At 56.8% G+C, this 16713-nt stretch carries 13 protein-coding genes; 6 read left to right on the forward strand and 7 right to left on the reverse strand.

What is annotated here, in order from left to right:
• Window positions 1–49 precede the first annotated feature (49 nt).
• A complete protein-coding gene (locus tag EUZ85_RS01275) occupies window positions 50–3178 on the forward strand; it encodes a transglycosylase domain-containing protein (protein WP_127974144.1) in 3129 nt (1042 codons plus the stop codon).
• 15 nt (window positions 3179–3193) lie between these two features.
• Here the strand turns inward: EUZ85_RS01275 and EUZ85_RS01280 are convergent, their stop codons facing one another.
• The gene (locus tag EUZ85_RS01280; protein WP_127974145.1) at window positions 3194–4867 is read right to left on the reverse strand and encodes a glycosyl hydrolase family 8; all 1674 of its coding nucleotides are present in this window, start codon (window positions 4865–4867) and stop codon (window positions 3194–3196) included.
• Between the two features lie 174 nt (window positions 4868–5041).
• Entirely contained in the window at window positions 5042–5836 is a 795-nt protein-coding gene (locus tag EUZ85_RS01285) for a DUF4349 domain-containing protein (protein WP_164887413.1), read from the reverse strand.
• 404 nt (window positions 5837–6240) lie between these two features.
• Here EUZ85_RS01285 and EUZ85_RS01290 point away from each other — a divergent pair, with 404 nt between their 5' ends.
• The gene (locus EUZ85_RS01290; protein ID WP_127974147.1) at window positions 6241–7167 is read left to right on the forward strand and encodes an isopenicillin N synthase family oxygenase; all 927 of its coding nucleotides are present in this window, start codon (window positions 6241–6243) and stop codon (window positions 7165–7167) included.
• A gap of 3 nt (window positions 7168–7170) precedes the next feature.
• On the opposite strand, the gene EUZ85_RS01295 is transcribed toward EUZ85_RS01290, so the two are convergent.
• Window positions 7171–7611, reverse strand: a complete 441-nt coding sequence (locus EUZ85_RS01295; RefSeq protein ID WP_127974148.1) for a nuclear transport factor 2 family protein — start codon at window positions 7609–7611, stop codon at window positions 7171–7173.
• Window positions 7612–7742: 131 nt separating this feature from the next.
• On the opposite strand from EUZ85_RS01295, the gene EUZ85_RS01300 reads away from it, so the two are divergent.
• Window positions 7743–8294 carry a TetR/AcrR family transcriptional regulator gene (locus tag EUZ85_RS01300; RefSeq protein ID WP_127974149.1) on the forward strand — a complete coding sequence of 184 codons (552 nt, stop codon included), beginning with the start codon at window positions 7743–7745 and terminating at the stop codon, window positions 8292–8294.
• Window positions 8295–8313: 19 nt separating this feature from the next.
• Here the strand turns inward: EUZ85_RS01300 and EUZ85_RS01305 are convergent, their stop codons facing one another.
• From EUZ85_RS01305 to EUZ85_RS01315, 3 genes are all read right to left on the reverse strand, one after another.
• Complete coding sequence (locus tag EUZ85_RS01305; RefSeq protein ID WP_127974150.1) at window positions 8314–9930, reverse strand: NINE protein; 1617 nt, start codon at window positions 9928–9930, stop codon at window positions 8314–8316.
• Window positions 9931–10108: 178 nt separating this feature from the next.
• Window positions 10109–11881 carry a gamma-glutamyltransferase gene (ggt, locus tag EUZ85_RS01310; RefSeq protein ID WP_127974151.1) on the reverse strand — a complete coding sequence of 591 codons (1773 nt, stop codon included), beginning with the start codon at window positions 11879–11881 and terminating at the stop codon, window positions 10109–10111.
• A gap of 72 nt (window positions 11882–11953) precedes the next feature.
• Window positions 11954–12937: an AraC family transcriptional regulator gene (locus EUZ85_RS01315; protein ID WP_127974152.1), complete on the reverse strand. Its 984-nt coding sequence runs from the start codon at window positions 12935–12937 to the stop codon at window positions 11954–11956.
• A gap of 163 nt (window positions 12938–13100) precedes the next feature.
• Between EUZ85_RS01315 and EUZ85_RS01320 the strand changes: the two genes are divergently transcribed.
• From EUZ85_RS01320 to EUZ85_RS01330, 3 genes are all read left to right on the forward strand, one after another.
• Window positions 13101–13979 carry a metal-dependent hydrolase gene (locus EUZ85_RS01320; protein ID WP_127974153.1) on the forward strand — a complete coding sequence of 293 codons (879 nt, stop codon included), beginning with the start codon at window positions 13101–13103 and terminating at the stop codon, window positions 13977–13979.
• A gap of 68 nt (window positions 13980–14047) precedes the next feature.
• Entirely contained in the window at window positions 14048–14467 is a 420-nt protein-coding gene (locus tag EUZ85_RS01325; protein WP_127974154.1) for a MarR family winged helix-turn-helix transcriptional regulator, read from the forward strand.
• Window positions 14468–14518: 51 nt separating this feature from the next.
• Window positions 14519–14968, forward strand: coding sequence for a hypothetical protein (locus tag EUZ85_RS01330; RefSeq protein WP_127974155.1), 450 nt, complete (start codon window positions 14519–14521; stop codon window positions 14966–14968).
• Here EUZ85_RS01330 and EUZ85_RS01335 read toward each other — a convergent pair whose 3' ends face one another.
• Window positions 14969–16525: a cryptochrome/photolyase family protein gene (locus EUZ85_RS01335; RefSeq protein WP_127974156.1), complete on the reverse strand. Its 1557-nt coding sequence runs from the start codon at window positions 16523–16525 to the stop codon at window positions 14969–14971.
• Window positions 16526–16713 lie beyond the last annotated feature (188 nt).

Here is a 16713-nt window from a genome sequence, read left to right on the forward strand (position 1 = left end):
GTCCTTGTCGTCGTCACAATCAGCAACAGCACTTGCGTTCGGTTCAAAGATGGGCGTGTTTTCGCATATTCATCTCCCTGATTCCGAGTCCCAGCCGGATTCTCTGCCCTCTTTTGACGAAAATGAGCAAGGGGCGGGGTTGAAGAGGGTGTTGCTGCGCATTACCGCGCTTATTCTGGTCGTGGGAACCCTCCTTTTTTACTTTGAAAGTCACACTTCCCGGTTTCAGGCGCGCTTGTTTTCGCGTTACGCCGGTCAACTGAACTACAGCCTCACTGCGGGGCCTGCGGAGGCGGTGCGCTATCCGGACCAGGGACCGTTTGATAAGCGTTTGGGGTATGTAGCTCTGCCGGACTTTCTGCAGCAACTGAATCAGCAAAGCTGGGAGGTAAAATCCCAGGCCAGTTTCTCTCCCGCCTTGATGGAGTACACCTCACACGGGCTGTTCCCACCCTATCGGGAGAAATCACAGGCGGGACTGGATATTCTCGACTGTCGCGGGGACGTGATGTACCGCAACCGTTACCCGCAACGCATTTATGACGACTTCGAATCCGTGCCGCCGCTGGTGGCGAGCACGTTGTTGTTTATTGAGAATCGCAACCTGCTGGATACGGAGCACCCGCTGATCAATCCCGCAGTGGACTGGGGGCGCTTCAGCAAGGCCGCCGTTGTGCGTATTGGCAACACATTGGGCGGGGATTTCGCTTCCATGGGGGGTAGTACTCTGGCCACGCAGATGGAAAAGTATCGCCATTCCGCCGAAGGACTGACCTCCTCCCCTCGCGACAAGCTGCTGCAGATGCTGTCCGCCAGCGTGCGCGCTTATCAGGCCGGGCCGGAGACGCTGTCCGCGCGCAAGAATCTGGTGCTGTCCTACCTTAATACTGTTCCGCTGGCCGCCGCGCCCGGACAGGGTGAAGTACACGGCGTCGGCGACGGTTTGTGGGTCTGGTTCGGAGCGGATTTTGTAGAGGTCAACCATCTGCTCAACATGAACGGCGCGGAAGGCGAGCTGCTGGAAAAGCAGGCGCAGACGCTGCGCCGCATATTGTCGCTGATGATCGCACACCGACGCCCTTCTTATTATCTGATGCAGGGCCGCGCTGACCTGGAGAATCTCACTGACAGCTATCTGCGCCTGATGACCAATGGCGGCGAGATCGGCGCGCCGTTGCGGGACGCAGCCCTGGGACAGCGCACGCGCTACCGCGACTTCACGGAAGCCCGAGTGGTGACGCCTGTGGATGCGGACAAAGGCGTCAATGTGGCGCGCCTGCGTCTGGCGCGCATGTTCAATCTATCCCTGTACGACCTGGATCGCACCGATCTCACCGCCTCCTCGACCTTGCAGGGCAGTCTGCAGCATCAGGTGTCCGCCTACCTGCGCGGTCTTAGCGATCCTGAGTTCGCCAAGGCTACCGGGCTGGTTGGACCGCGTTTGCTGTCTGAGGGTCAAGCGCGAGAGGTGTACTACAGTTTCACCCTGTTCGAGCGCTCCGCCACCGGTAACCGGGTGCGGGTGCAAACCGACAACACCGGACAGCCCTTCGACATTAACGAAGGCAGCAAGCTGGAGCTGGGCTCCACCGCCAAGCTGAGAGTGCTGGCCAGCTATCTGGAATTGGTCGCCACTTTGCACCTGACTTACGCCGCCGAGGACGAAGAAGTCCTGCGCCGGACCGCCAAGGCATCCCACGATCCCATTACCGCCTGGGCGCTGGAGTATCTGATCCAGGCGGAAGACAAATCTCTGCCGCCCATGCTGCAGGCGGCGCTGGACAGACGTTACTCCGCCAATCCGGAAGAGATCTTCTTTACTGGCGGCGGAGTTCATACCTTTCGCAACTTCAGCCGCCAGGATAATCACCGCTTTCCCACCGTGCGAGAGTCCCTGCGAGAGTCCATCAACCTGCCCTTCGTGCGTCTGTTGCAGGATCTGGTGCGCCATGAAGTCAACGCCAACCAGCAGGACAGCCGGCAATTACTGGGAGACCCCAACGATCCCCGTCGCCATGAATATCTGGCGCGCTTCGCCGACCGCGAGGGACTGATCTTTCTGCAACGTTTCTGGAGCGCTTATCAGGGCAAAAGCAGCGAGGAACAACTGGATATATTTCTGGATCGTCTGCGCTTGAATCCAGTGCGGCTGGCGGCCGCGCATCGCTATATCTTCCCTTATTCGGACCTGCGTACTTTCGAGAGTTTTCTGGCGCAGCGACTACCTCAGGACAGAATCAGCGATGAACGCATGGAAACGCTGTTCGAACGCTATGCCCCCGGCGCCTTCAGCCTTCCGGATCAGGCCTATATCGCCGAAGCGCATCCGTTGGAATTGTGGTTGCTGGCGTATTTACAAAAACATCCGCAGGCGGAGTTCGCCGAACTCTCCGCCGCCAGTCGCGAACGTCGCCAGGAAGTGTATGGCTGGCTATTCCGCACCCGCGCCAAGAATGCGCAGGACTCGCGCATCCGCACCATGCTCGAAGTGGAAGCTTTCGCCAACCTGCATCAGCGCTGGCGTCGTCTGGGGTATCCTTTCGACCATCTTGTGCCCTCGCTGGCCTCCGCGCTGGGCAGTTCCGGCGACCGTCCCGCCGCCCTGTCGGAATTGATGGGCATCATCCTCAACGATGGCCTGCGCCTGCCCACCTTCCGTCTGGATCAGTTGCATTTCGCTGCGGACACGCCTTATGAGGTGAAATTGCGGCACTATCGCACCACCGCTGATCGAGTTATGGACCCGTATGTCGCGGCGGCATTGCGAGATGCGTTGTCAGACGTGGTTGAGGCTGGCACGGCGCGGCGCCTGCAAGGCGGTTTCGTGCTGCCCGATGGTCGCATGCTGGCGTTGGGCGGCAAGACCGGCACCGGCGACAACCGCATCTTCACTATCTCTGATAACGGACGTCGCAGCGGCGGCACAGCGCTCAATCGCACCGCCACCTTTGTGTTCTATCTGGGAAGTAATCATTTCGGCACGCTTACCGCCTATGTGCCGGGCAAGGCTTCCAGCGACTTTCATTTCACCTCCGCGCTGCCGGTGCAGGTACTGCGCGGCATGGCGCCGATTCTGGAGCCCTATCTCACCCCTGGCGACGTGACCCTGTGCATCGACACCGTCAAGCCGCATCAGGAACTGGCGCAGGCGGAAGTGGATATGCTTCCGCCGTTATAGCCTTCAGGCGGTCGATCAACGATTGGCGCAGAAACCAAACGCCGTGCTTTCCTGTGGCCCCAACTCCCGGTTCCAATGCACGCCGGACGCGTTCAGCGCATCGCCCTGCTGGCTCCAGTTCGCGCTCCACACGGTGTAGGCCTGACCTTCGATAGGAACGGACACGGACCAGATCAAGTCGCTGTCGCTGGTATTAAAGACGCGTACATCTGCGCAGTAGCCGTCGCCCCAATCATCGGTTTTACGCAAGGTGGTTTGCGCAGGGTTGTCCTGATCGCCGCCATCGTCGCTTCCATCATCCCCACCATCGTCTCCGCCATTATCGCCATCATCCCCGTCATCGCCTCCATCGTCGCCACCGTCATCTCCGCCGCCTTCTACTGGCGACCACCAGTTACCGGAGATAAACAGCATGGACAGCAGATTGATGGAGTCGGAGTAATAGTCGGAGCGATTGCCGCTGATCAGATCCCAGCCCTGATTGAGGAAGCTCTGATGCCCGGTAACGGAAGCCGCCGCCACCATCGGCGCAGTGAAGGCCATAGCGGAATATCCCACTAAAGGCTCGCCATTGAGCTTGTAACCGGCCATGACGCTCCCCGGGTTACCGCCAGTGGCGTTGATCGCCCATTGCATTAGTTTGTTCATGGCGGCGCTGGCGCGGCTGTCGCCAAAGTGCGCTGCGTCAATGGCGATGCGCAAGGGATAGCGACAGGCGTTCCAGGAGAAGTCGTCGTCCGTATCCGCTTCCAGAAAGTTGGGCGGCGCCGGCCGGGGATTGCTGTCGATAACAAAGTCCGACATCAGCCCGGTGGCGCTGGCGTAGTTCTTGGTCATCTTGTCGATAATCCCATAGACGGTGTCCGCCGCTTCCCCCCAGAAGGCGTCGCCAGTGGCCTGCTGATAGGCGTGCATGTGGTCCGTCATCCAGTCCGACGAACGGGTGGTCCACTGATTGTCATCCCAGTCCCCCAGCATGGTGCGCTTGGAGGAGCTATGCACGTCATCCCCTTTCAAACCGTTATTAATGATGCGCTTGGCCTGTTGCAGATAATTAATGGCGCCGTCAGAGCCCCATTGATAATGCGCCAGCAATAGCGCATAGGCGATGTCCATATCTCCATCGGAGGCGGAGTCAGAATCCTTGCTCGTGTTCTCGCTGGCGTCGATGACCCATGACATTAAATGGTTGTTGAGCGTGGAGCGATGCTTGTCGTACATGTTGTACATGCCGTCGAAATACTGCTTCGCCTCGCTGTCATGTCCAGCCATGAGAGCAAACAGCATCATGCCGTAGCCATGCGCCTCCGAGGTGGTGATCTCGTTGCCGTCTCCGCCGGTGCCTTTCATATTGACGTAATAGCCGCCGCCAGGCGTATTGCCGTTGGACGGCTTCACATAGGCGCTTTTCCAGTAGTCATAAAACTGGGCGACCTTCGCATTCATCTGCGTCTGAGAGACATGATCGGGTTTGATTTTGCCGGCGAACTCAAGCGCCTGAGGAAATGGCCGCGCCGCCTGCGCCTGCTGCGCCAGAGATTCCTGACAAACCGCATCCGCCGCAGCGATGGTTGTTTTCGCCGTCGAGTCCGCGCAACTGGCGAGCGCCGTCTGCGCGCTCAAGGCTAATCCAGAGAGAAGAATCACCCGCGCCGCCAAAGGCGCGATTCGAAATGTATCAGGCATCATGGTCCGCTTCCTTTACTCGTTTTTTCAGGTTATCGCCCGAGTCTAGGATGGGAATCGTTCCCAAACGATCACCCGAATGGAGTAAATACCGGCGTATTCCGACAGGGGATTCGGAGTAGGCGCTCTTGCATTAAAGAGCGCCAAAATTGAACTGAACGCTATTTCTCAGCCCGGCTAACGCCGACGCAACTTGCGCCAGATAAACCGCAGAGGGAAGAACAGAAGGCTCAGCATCACCAGCCATGGCAGCAGGTAGGCGCAGGCGGTGATAACTTCGGAGATGGCTTCCGACAGGTCTTCCGAGAAGGAGGACAACGAGCGACTGATGGGATTCCAGAACGACTCATTATGTTCCGCATCGAAAGAGATGTTGAGGATATCCATGTTCACCCGCTGCAGCAGGTAGGCGTTATCGCCCATGGCCTGCTCCAGTTCCGCCTGGGTCTGCGCCAGTTGCGAGGCGATTTTGATCAGTGAATCGATGTTGTCGGCGGAACGCTTCTCCAGTTCCAGCAGACGATCGCGATAGCTGGTCAGCATCTCAACCTGCTTTTCCGCATCGACAATGGCCGCCGCCAGATCCTCCACATGGGTATTCACCTGCGTCACATCACCCGCCTGCGCCAGTTGTTGCAGAATCGGCTTCACGCCGGCGGGTTTGATGCGTAAACGCAGACTGGCGCGAGCGTATTCCCGGTTCAGATCGGCGTCGAGCAGCGTGCAGTGGTTTTCCCGGTCCGCCGCGCAGGCGTCCATGATTTGTTGATGCGTAGCGGCGATCTTGTCTTCTTGCAGACGCGCGCGAACAGAGTGTTCATAAGCCAGGTAGGGGTTGGATTCACGCTGGGCGGACTCCGCCCGCAAAGACGCATCGCCTTGCATCCGCCCCGGGTAATCAGTGGGGCTACAGGCGGCCAGGGTCAGCATGAGTATCGCCCACATAAAGCGGCGCAAAATTGGTTTCTGCATGGAAATCATTTCCTTCTGGAACAGGGAGGACGGACGAAAACAAAGGCCGCTCGGCGGATAGCGCTAATTTCTGCGCATGCCTGATCAGCAGGGAGGGCGTGGCGTTCCACGATAACCGAATCCTCCCTGATGTTTGAATCTTAACGGCCGCGGTTATCTTAAGGACAATTGCTCAAGAAGTGTTAGTAAATCCACAGGCGGACGCTTAAAATTGCGCCCCCGATTTGTCCGTCACCCTGGCGGCCCGCTCCAGTGGGGCGGGTGTTTTCACCGCCGCCGCATTCCTGCGCGCCGGGTTTGACGCATCGCAAGTTTTAAGCGGCAGTTTTAAATTTCTTAACCAAATGGTCGAGTTTTCTATTACACTCCCGCTAACAATAACAGTTAAACAGAAGGGTTTTTTTATGATACCAGTTCTCGATATTTCCCGGTTTGACTCAGACCGGCAGGCGTTTTTGGCCGATCTAGGGGCCGCATATAAAGAATGGGGCTTTGCGGGAATTACCGGACACGGCGTACCTAAAGAAACTATCTTCAACGCCCTGCGCGCCGCGGAGAAATTCTTCGCATTGCCGGAAGAGGTGAAGAAAAAATACTTCCTGGATAACTACGGCGCACGCGGTTACACCCCGTTCGGCACAGAAATCGCCAAAGACGCCGCCGTTGTCGACCTGAAAGAGTTCTGGCATGTGGGCCGGGAAGTGCAAGGCGAGCCGCCTTATGAGCAATTGATCCCCAACGTATGGCCGGAAGAACTGCCGGACTTCAAGTCCGCTATGCTGGAGCTGTATCAAGCCCTGGATAACCTGTCCAACCGCATGTTGTCCGCCTTCGCGTTATTCCTGGGCGAAGACGAAAGCTTCTTCCGTGAGAAAATCAACTTCGGCAACAGCATTCTGCGTCCCCTGCACTATCCGCCGATCAATGATGATTCCCTGCCTAACGTGCGCGCCGCCGCTCACGAAGACATCAACCTGATCACCCTGCTGGTCGGTTCCGAGCAGGAAGGTCTGGAAGTGTTGAGCAAAAAGGGCGAATGGACGCCGATCTCCATGATCGAAGGCACTATCATCTGTAACGTCGGCGACATGCTGCAGCGCATGACCAACCACGTACTGCCTTCCACCACTCACCGTGTGGTGAATCCCAAAGGCGAAGCCTCCAGACACAGCCGTTACTCGATTCCATTCTTCGTGCATCCCAACCCGGATGTGTGGCTGACCGCTCTGCCGCAGTGCGTCACCGAAGAGAATCCGGTGCGCGACGAACCTATTCTGTCTCACGACTATCTGGTTGAGCGTCTGCGCCAGATCGGTCTGCTGAAGAAGTAACTCTCAGCCAGCCACTGCGTAACGCAGCTCTGAAGGATTGATGACGTAATCATTGGCGCTCATATCGCGCCGCGCCATCAGTCCTTCTTCGTTGAACTCCCAATGCTCATTCCCATGGGTGCGCATCCATTGCTCCGCGTCCGCGTCATACCATTCATACTCAAACCGCACGGAAATGCGGTTGTCCTGATAGCACCATAACTCCTTCATCAGTTTGTAACGGGTTTCCCGCTCCCATTTATGGGTCAAGAACTCCCGTATGCGCTCGCGCCCCTGGAAAAATTCTGCGCGATTACGCCACTGCGAATCCTCCGTATATCCCAATGCAACAACCTCTGGACTACAGGTATTCCAAGCGTCTTCCGCCATTTTGACCTTGGCGCGAGCGGACGCTTCGGTAAAAGGTGGAACTGGAATCTGCTTGCCGTCTCTTTCAATAAACATGAATTGCCTCTCTATTTTCGTCCAAAAGTAGACTATATTGTCTACTTACGCAGAAGAGAGTAGACAAACCAGTCTACCTTTGCAATCAGAAAGTAGACAGTATCGTCTACCTATTGTCTAAGTGATTGATTATGAAAGTTTCAGCACGAGAAAAAATTATCGAAAGCGCCTACCGCCTGTTTTATCGGCAAGGGCTTCGCGCCACTCAGGTGGATCAGGTGATTCAGGAATCCGAGGTGGCCAAACGCACCTTCTACAAGCATTTCCCTAGCAAGCAGGATGTGGTGATGGATGCATTGCAGGAGCGTCACCAACGCTGGATGCAATGGTTCACCAACAGAGTGGAAGCGCTCAACGCTCCAGGTAAAGAGCGGGTGCTGGGCATCTTCGATGCCTTACGGGAATGGTTCGACGATCCTGAGTTTCGCGGCTGCGCGTTTTTAAATGTGACGGCGGAAATCTATGACGCTCAGGAACCGGAACGGGAGCTGGCGCGGCGACATAAGCAGGATATGGATGAGAAAGTCGCCCAGTGGCTGAAAGAGGCAGGCGTGGAGGATGAAAGTCTGGCGCGGCAGATTGGTGTGCTGATCGACGGCGCTATTATTCGCGCCCAGTGCTTTGGCGACGCGGATTACGCCCAGACGGCGCGGGCTTTGTGCGCGGCAATATTGCGCGCCTGAGTCGAGAAGTCCGACTGCGTCAGTTGGCCACCGGGCCGCTATTCTTGCGCTCCTTGAAGCTGGCCGCGACGGCTTGCAGCACCTCGCTTTTGCTGTCGTAGCGGGACGCCAGCGTCCAGCCCAGCACTTGGTAAAAGTGCGCGTCGCCCATCACAGTGGTGATCAGGTAGGTCACTTTGACGCCTCCGGTCGAGCCGGTCAGCGCCACTTGGCGCGCAGGCAGGCCATTGATTTCAACCGGGCTCCACTCTCCCAGCGTGCGGGGATTTTCCAGAGATTCCTGCATCAGGGACACAATGAGTTCGGAATAGTCCGTCAATGTATAGCCGTCTTCAAAATCAACGCGGGACTCTTCCAGAATCAGCGCATAGGCGTCATCAAACAAATTGCCGACTCCCAGAGACGCTTCTTCATTCAGGTCATCCATTTTCTTCCAGCGTCCGGGCACGCTGAGGGACACACGTCCGTCAGCGCTGCGCAGCACAGTGTCCAATGCCTCCGACGCGGCGGAGACGCGCCGGTCTCCGCTGCTGGTGTGGCTTCCGCCCCGACATATAGTCGGGCGGTATTGATCCGGCATGGAGCCTTCCATACAGGACCATTCAATCTGACCGTTTCTTTCTGCGGGAATCCAGTCGATGGTGTTGTTTTCACGCAGGCTCTTGATGTCGTAGGTCACTACCATGCGGGCGTTTTGTTGCAGCTGAATACTGGCGACTTTATCGCGCAGATCCTCAGGCAACCCCGCATCCAGGTTCTGGTTGGGATAAAAGCCCGTACGCTGGATAAAAGCGCTGACTTTGTCCTGGTTTTCCTTCACAAACGGCATAGAGGTCTGGACTTGAGACCGCGCTATGTAGTCTTGATAAGCGGGGATCGCTACCGCCGCCAGGATGCCGATAAAGGCCACCATTACAAATAACCCGACAACCGCCGCGACAATCATAGCCGCACCGCCGCCGCGAACCTGACCGTATTTTTCCTGCCATCTGTCTTCCGACGACGTAAAAAAGACGATCGCCTCAATCAACGACACTATGCTGGGAATCCAGGTAAACCAGAACAACATATAGAAGATGCCCCACCATTGACCCAGATAGAACCGGTGCACGCCCAGTCCACCCAGGAAAAACGCCAGCAGCCCCGCCGTCACCTTGCTCTTGGCGCTGGTGGACGCCTGTTTGGCGTGACAATGAGGACACTCCGTCAAGGAAGCGGCTATATGCGCGCCGCACTGACGACAATAAACGATTTGATCTTTCACTACCGGCGCAACAGGCGCACGGTAGGCGTTGGCCACCGCATCATTGGCCGTCGCTCTTATCGGTTCAACGGACTTGGCGGCGGCAGGCTTCGGCGCAGGCGCTGCGCGCACGGACGGCTCTTTCTGCACCGGCGCCGCAGCGCTTTTGACCAGTTCACACACGCCGCCGGCTTGCTCTATCGCCGTTTTATATTTTTTGGCGGTTGCGCCATCAACGCCTTTCTTGATCACATGACGGCTCTTCACCATCATTTTTTCCACCTTGTCCACATCCGTCCTGAACAAGGCGGCCAGTTTGTTTATTACATCATCTGGGTTCATGCCCTGTTGGCACTGCCCCAATAAAACAACATCGAATTTTAATTCAGACACGACTATTCCTGTCAGCCTTACAGCCGCTAAGTGATTGATACTACGCTATTATACGACCATCCTGAGTTCGTTCTACGACGTGGTGGTCAAAACTGAGATGGGAGAAGCGTCCGCTTCTCCGTTAAGAAAAAGCGGCGCATAGTACTAGGATGTAAGGATAGTTTAAAAGCCCGAAGGGTCAAAAACCCATGGCGGATGAGGTGCTGCGACGAGGGTCGGCGGCGCCGAAAAACACGCCGTTTTCGTCAATGAGAATGCTCTGGCTGGCGCCCATCGCCGCCTTCTGATTCACCGCATGCCCCATTCCTTCCAGCAGCTTCACGGTATCGGGGCTGAGGCCTTCCTCCACGCGAATCTCATCCGGCGACCACTGGTGGTGAATACGGGGCGCATTCACCGCCGCCTGAATATTCAGGTGGTGGTCGATGACATTCATGATCACCTGCAAGGTCGTGGTGATGATGCGGGAGCCGCCGGGGCTGCCGGTAATCAGGAAGTTCTTGCCTTTGTTTTTCACGATTGTGGGCGACATAGAGCTGAGCATGCGCTTCTTGCCTTCGATCTTGTTAGCCTCGCCGCCCAGCAGACCATACGCGTTGGGCACGCCCGGTTTGGCGCTGAAGTCGTCCATTTCGTTGTTCAACAGGAAGCCCGCGCCATCGACCACGATATGCGATCCGTAGCTGAAGTTGATGGTGTAGGTGGTGGACACCGCATTGCCCTTGTTGTCGGCGACGGAGAAATGGGTGGTCTCATTGCTTTCATAAGGCAAGGGGTTGTCCGGCGCCAGCGTAGCGCTGGGCGTGGCGCGGTTCATGGGAATGTCCTTGCGCTGTTTCGCCGCGTAGTCTTTGGACATCAGCCCTTTCTGCGGCACTTCCACAAAATCGGGGTCGCCCAGGTACTTGGAGCGGTCTGCATAGGCGCGCTTCATGGCTTCCGCCATCAGGTGAATCGTTTGTGCGGAATTGTGTCCGAGATAGCCGATTGGGTAGCCTTCCAGAATGTTCAGAATCTGAATCACATGAATGCCGCCGGAGCTGGGCGGGCTCATGGAATAAATATCAAAGCCCCGGTAGGTCCCGTGAACGGGCTCGCGCATGACCGGCTGATAGCTCTTCAGGTCTTCCAGCGTAATCAGTCCGCCGCCGCGCTTCATTTCTTCCACAATCAGTTTGGCGGTTTCGCCCTCATAGAAACCTTTAACGCCTTTCTCGGAAATGCGCTTCAGGGTCGCCGCCAGATCTTTCTGAATAAAGCGGTCGCCGGGTTCATAAAAAGAACCGTCCTGTTTGAAAAACACTTTACGGGAGGAGTCCCATTTACGCAGTCTTTCCGCGCTGTCTTTCACGCCATGACTGAAGCGGGGCGTGACGATAAAACCTTCTTCCGCCAGTCGGATTGCTGGAGCCAACGCATCCTGCAGCGAGATCGTACCGTATTTTTCCAGGGCCAACGCCAATCCCGCCACCGTGCCGGGCACGCCCGCGGCTTTGTGTGAGAAGCGACTCAGATTGCTGTCCGCCTCACCGTTCTTGTCCAGGTACATATCTCTGGAGGCGGCCGCTGGCGCTTTCTCCCGGTAATCGATGGCGATTACTTCATTGCGGCTTTCCGAGGAGATCAGCATGAAGCCGCCGCCGCCAATATTGCCGGAACGGGGTTGCGTCACCGCCAGAGCGAAGGCGGCGGTCACTGCTGCGTCGATGGCGTTGCCGCCGTTTTTCAGCACCTTCAATGCTTCTTCCGTCGCCAGAGTATGGCTGGTGGCCACCATGCCGTGATGCGCTTCTGTGGGAACGCTACGGTCTCCCTCCAGAATGAATTCGGCGTTGGTGGGCGCCGCGACCGCCAGGGTCAGGGTGAGTAGGAAAGGTTTCGAAAGAATGGATACGAGAGACTTGAAGCAAAAAGGTCGAGCGTCAGTTATTTTTTTTGTTTCGCTTAGCATAACAACATTCCTTATTGGTGAATGGACAATGCCGTTCTTGTACGCCAATAACATGCCAGTAATAACAAGCGCCTACAAGCATCGTTTGCGAAATTCACTGGGCGTCTCGCCGGTCCAGCCGACGAAGGCGCGGCGGAAATTGGAAGCGTCGCTGAAGCCCAGTAACTGCGCGATTTCATCCACCGTCAGACGGCTGTCCCGCAGGTGCTGCAGCGCCAGTTCTTTTTTCACCTCCGCCAACAGCGCTTTGTAGGTTGCGCCCTGCTCAGCCAATTTACGGTGCAAGGTGCTCACGCTCATGTGCAATCGCGAGGCGAGCTCGGTCTGGCTAGGAAATTCTCCTGCGCCGGCGTACAGCATTTCCTTCACCCGTCGCGGCAGTTGTTCATCCCGCTCGTCATGCTGGATGGACTCACAGCGTTTGGTGAACAGGCTCGCCGCCATGGGGTCCGCCGAGGGCAGCGGCTGCCGCGCCACGCTGAACGGAATGAGGATACCGGTAAACGCCTGCTGAAAACGCACCGGCGCCTGAAAGATCTCACGATACAACGCCACGTGAGGCGGCTCTGCGTAACTGAGGTGAATTTCCACACCCTGCATGCGTCCGCTCAGGAGAAATTCCGTGGAAGTGTAGATGCTGCTGATCAGAAATTCCGTAGTCACCCAGGGCCGCTCCGGCAGCGTAAAACTGGACTCGCAGGCCAGCTCGTAACAGCCGTCGCAAGTCCGCAATTCAAAATACGCTTTGGGCGCCTGCACGCTGTAGAACTTCACCAGTAGCTGCAACGCCTGTTCATAGCTGGCGCTGGCCATGGCGGCGTAACCGAGCGCGCCATGGGTGTTGATATTCAGACGTCGCCCCACCAGCAGACCAATGCCGGTCTCCTGCACCCGCTCCGCCGCCAGGCGGGTCACCCGCTCCAGGCGCCGTTGGTCGATCAGGGTGTCCGCATTGAGTTCGTCTTCCTGTAACTGGCAATCCTGCAAAAACTCCGCGCGATCGACGCCTCGCTCCACTAACAAGTCGATCAACGCTGCAACGTAATGACCTCTCATGACAGCTTTATCCGCTCAGGTTTATTGTTGTTGGCGGCGTCCGGCGCCGAGTCTGTCGTTGTGACAAAGAATGACCCGCTATTCGATGGGCCGCAACCTGTTTGCGAGCCGCGCCTAGTTATAGATTGTAATCAGATCACTTGGGTCAACGGGAGACGCCGTCATGACAATGGAACACAGCACCGCAGAACGCCACCCCGCCGCAGGAGAGGGCGACAGCCGCACGCCGCCGGAGATTAACGTAGAGCCGCGCAATCTGAGCTTCGACGTGGACGCCGAACTCAGCACGCTCTGGCATGGCGGCGACGCATTTAAAACCGCTTTTTTCAATGCGCTCTCCCTGCAATTTCCCGAGGGCGAGCATTTGTTTATCAAGGCCGTGCGCGACTACCGCAAAAATGTGAAAGATCCCCAGCTACAGCAGCACATTCGGGGGTTTATCGGTCAGGAAGGCATGCATAGCCGGGAACACGCCCGCTACAACGACGCGCTGGCGCAACGCGGCTATAACCTGGACAAAATGAACGCCCGCTTTCACAAACACATGGAGTTTGTCGGCGGATTCAAACGCAGTCGCCGTCTGGCGGGAACCTGCGCCGCCGAACATTACACCGCCGTATTAGCTCACGGCGTATTGAAGAATCCTGATTGGATGGCGGGCGCCAGCCCCACCATGCAGGCGTTATGGCGCTGGCATGCGGTGGAGGAAATCGAGCATAAATCCGTGGCTTTCGATGTGTATCAAAGTCAGGTCGGCCTCTATCGCATGCGCTTCGTGGCGTTCTGGATCGTCACCTTCCAGTTCTTCCGCTTCACCTTTCTCAACACCTGCTCCATGCTGAAAACAGAGGGTAAATTCTGGGATCTGAAAACCTGGCTGCACGGACTGAATTTTCTGTGGGGCAAACCCGGCGTGCTACGCCAGTCATTGCCTCAGTTTCTGCGCTATTTACGTCGCGATTTCCATCCCTGGGAAGTGGATGACAGAGAGGAAGTGGCGCGCTGGCTCAACAATAATGAGCGCCCGACGGAGGCGGCCTGAGCTCTCTGCAAGGCTCTATTTAAACTTCTACTTGCAGAGATACTGTTAGCGCACTAACATACTGCGCTATGAAATTAGATGACAGCCTGGGTTTTCTGCTCAACAAGGCCGCCGGGGAGATGAAATTCGCTCTGGAGACGGCGTTGCGTCCCTATGATCTGACACCGGGCCAGTGGTCAGTGCTGGCCCGATTGCGACAAAACGACGGGCAGAAAATCAGCGAGCTGGGAAAATCGCTGTTTTTCGATCGCCCCACCATGTCGGGCATCATCCGTCGGCTGGACGCCAAGGGGCTGATTCTGAAAGTCCCTGACGCAAGCGATCAACGCGCTTATCGGATACATATCAGCGCCAAGGGCGTTGAGTTAATGGGCGAGTTGCCGATTCTGGCCCAGGACATCAATGCGCGAGCGTTGCATACGTTCACCCCCGAAGAAGCTTCCCAATTCAAAGACTACTTGCGGCGCGTTTTGAAAAACATGTCGTAGGGCGTTTTTTTATCCATATAGTTAGCGCACTAACAAAAAAGAAGTCTGTTTGTGAGAACTTTACTAAAAACCGTTCATCTACTGTCGATCGCCGTGTTCTTTGGCAGCATCGCCGCCTATATCTTCTTCGGGGCAGTCCTGCCGGAAAATGACTTACACGCTCTGACGCTGAACCGTGAGTGGGTCGCCGCCGGCACGGCCTGGCTGACTCTGCCGGCGATGTGGCTCGCTGGCCTCAGCGGCATTCTGTTATCAGGAAAGCCCAAAGCGACCTGGTTGTGGATCAAAGTCGGCGGCTTCGTTCTGATTGCGCTGAACGCTCAGCTGATGGTGTACCCGGCCATTCTGCTATCACTTGAGACCGTCAACGGCGCCAATCAGGTCTTCGACCACGCCATGCTGCGGGAAGCGGTGTTCGGCGCGTTCAACGTGCTGCTGATACTGGCCCTGGTAGTGGTGGCCGTTAAGAAACCGTTCCGCCGCAGCCGACCCGCCGCCTGATCAGAGGGATTCGATCCGCTCCAGATAATCCTCCGCCTGCGCCAGGATCTCATGTCTCTGCTCCTGCGTGAAACGCTCCCAGGTCCGGTAGATCATGGCGAGCCGGGGGTTGTGCTGAAGCCGTTCCCGATGTCGCTCAATAAAGCGCCAATACAGGCTGTTGAACGGACAGGGGTTAGCGCCGGTCTTGGCTTTGACGTCGTAGCGGCAACCCTTGCAGTAATCGCTCATGCGCTGAATATAGGCGCCGCCGCTGACGTAGGGCTTGGTGGCGATCAGACCGCCGTCGTCGAACTGGCTCATGCCTCGGGTGTTGGGGGCTTCCACCCATTCGATGGCGTCCACGTAGACGCCCAGATACCACTGATCCACCTGGTCCGGATCGATCCCGGTCAACAGACAGAAGTTGCCTGTCACCATCAGACGTTGAATATGATGGGCGTAGGCGTATTGCAGCGACTGTCCCACCACCTTGCTGACGCAGCGCATCTGGGTGTCGCCGTCCCAGAAGTAACCGGGAAGGCGTCTTCCTGCGCCAAGCGCGTTGCTCTGCATGTATTCCGGCATATTCGCCCAGTACACGCCGCGCACATATTCACGCCAACCGAGAATCTGCCGCACAAAGCCTTCAATCTGCGGCAATGTAATGGCCCCGTCGGACTGTTCATAGCGCTCCAGCGCCGCGCGGATCACCTGCATGGGATGCAGCATTTTGGTATTCAAGGCAAATGACAGCCGGGAGTGATACAAACTCCATTGCGTCTCCACGGCGTCAGTCATGGCGTCCTGAAAGCGACCAAACTGGGGCAGACATCGTTCGCAAAAGTGTTGCAGCAATTGCAGCGCCTGGCGTCGCGTCACCGGCCACAGCAAGCGCTCATGGGCGACGCCGAAGGCCTTCACCCCATGTCGCCGCAGACGTTCGAGAATAACGCTGACATCGTTGTCGAAGCACAGGGGATCGGGAATTTCCGCCAACTGCTCTGCTTTGATTTTGTTGCGATTTTCGCTGTCGAAATTCCACTTTCCACCTAAGGGCGCCCCGTCCAGCATCAGAATGTCGAAGCGCTTGCGCATACGCCGATAGAAGTTCTCCATGGTGAGGTGCTCGCCGCGCACAAAGTGGTCGGATATCTCCGCAAAAGGCAGCAGAAAATGCTCCGTATCGACCTGCGCGATGTCAATTCTCTCCCCTAACTTAAGCTGTTCCATCTGCTGCAACAGGCGGTATTCATCTGGACGCTGGTATTCGAAGCGGCGTACTTGATGGCGTTCGCACAGATGATTTAACAACGCTGGCAGGTCGGCGAACTCCTGCGTGTCATCCAGGGTCAGATGTAACACTTCATGACCGGCTTTCCGTAACGCGTCGGCGAACGATTTCATGGCGGCGAAGAAGGCGCAGACTTTCTGCACATGATGCACGACATAACCGACTTCCTGAGGCAGCTCCGCGATCACGTAAAGTACGCCCGGATCTGTTTCCCGGAACCAACGGTGGGCGGCGTTGAGCTGATCGCCGAGCAACAACCTCAGCGTATGAACATGGGCGGGCATGATGCACTCTACTTGTCTTGGACGATAATTCCCCTTCGCCAATGTGTTGCGAACGGGTTGTCATGATTACGCCCTGGCGCTTGCTTCGGATCTCTGCTGACCTAGAATCTCAAAACCTATTTACGAAAAGATCACGCCAGTATATGAAATGTCCCAAATGCGGTTTTGAACAGAGGGATAGCAACGTC

It is taken from the genome of Hahella sp. KA22 (assembly GCF_004135205.1).
Taxonomy (GTDB): Bacteria; Pseudomonadota; Gammaproteobacteria; order Pseudomonadales; family Oleiphilaceae; genus Hahella.

Bases quoted from the DNA above. Each gene is read 5' to 3' on its own strand.
- ggt (WP_127974151.1), bottom strand. From the start codon at position 11,881: ATGCTAAGCGAAACAAAAAAAATAACTGACGCTCGACCTTTTTGCTTC.
- EUZ85_RS01315 (WP_127974152.1), bottom strand. From the start codon at position 12,937: ATGAGAGGTCATTACGTTGCAGCGTTGATCGACTTGTTAGTGGAGCGA.
- EUZ85_RS01290 (WP_127974147.1), top strand. From the start codon at position 6,241: ATGATACCAGTTCTCGATATTTCCCGGTTTGACTCAGACCGGCAGGCG.
- EUZ85_RS01325 (WP_127974154.1), top strand. From the start codon at position 14,048: ATGAAATTAGATGACAGCCTGGGTTTTCTGCTCAACAAGGCCGCCGGG.
- EUZ85_RS01285 (WP_164887413.1), bottom strand. From the start codon at position 5,836: ATGCAGAAACCAATTTTGCGCCGCTTTATGTGGGCGATACTCATGCTG.
- EUZ85_RS01295 (WP_127974148.1), bottom strand. From the start codon at position 7,611: ATGTTTATTGAAAGAGACGGCAAGCAGATTCCAGTTCCACCTTTTACC.
- EUZ85_RS01280 (WP_127974145.1), bottom strand. From the start codon at position 4,867: ATGATGCCTGATACATTTCGAATCGCGCCTTTGGCGGCGCGGGTGATT.
- EUZ85_RS01300 (WP_127974149.1), top strand. From the start codon at position 7,743: ATGAAAGTTTCAGCACGAGAAAAAATTATCGAAAGCGCCTACCGCCTG.
- EUZ85_RS01320 (WP_127974153.1), top strand. From the start codon at position 13,101: ATGACAATGGAACACAGCACCGCAGAACGCCACCCCGCCGCAGGAGAG.
- EUZ85_RS01335 (WP_127974156.1), bottom strand. From the start codon at position 16,525: ATGCCCGCCCATGTTCATACGCTGAGGTTGTTGCTCGGCGATCAGCTC.
- EUZ85_RS01275 (WP_127974144.1), top strand. From the start codon at position 50: ATGGGCGTGTTTTCGCATATTCATCTCCCTGATTCCGAGTCCCAGCCG.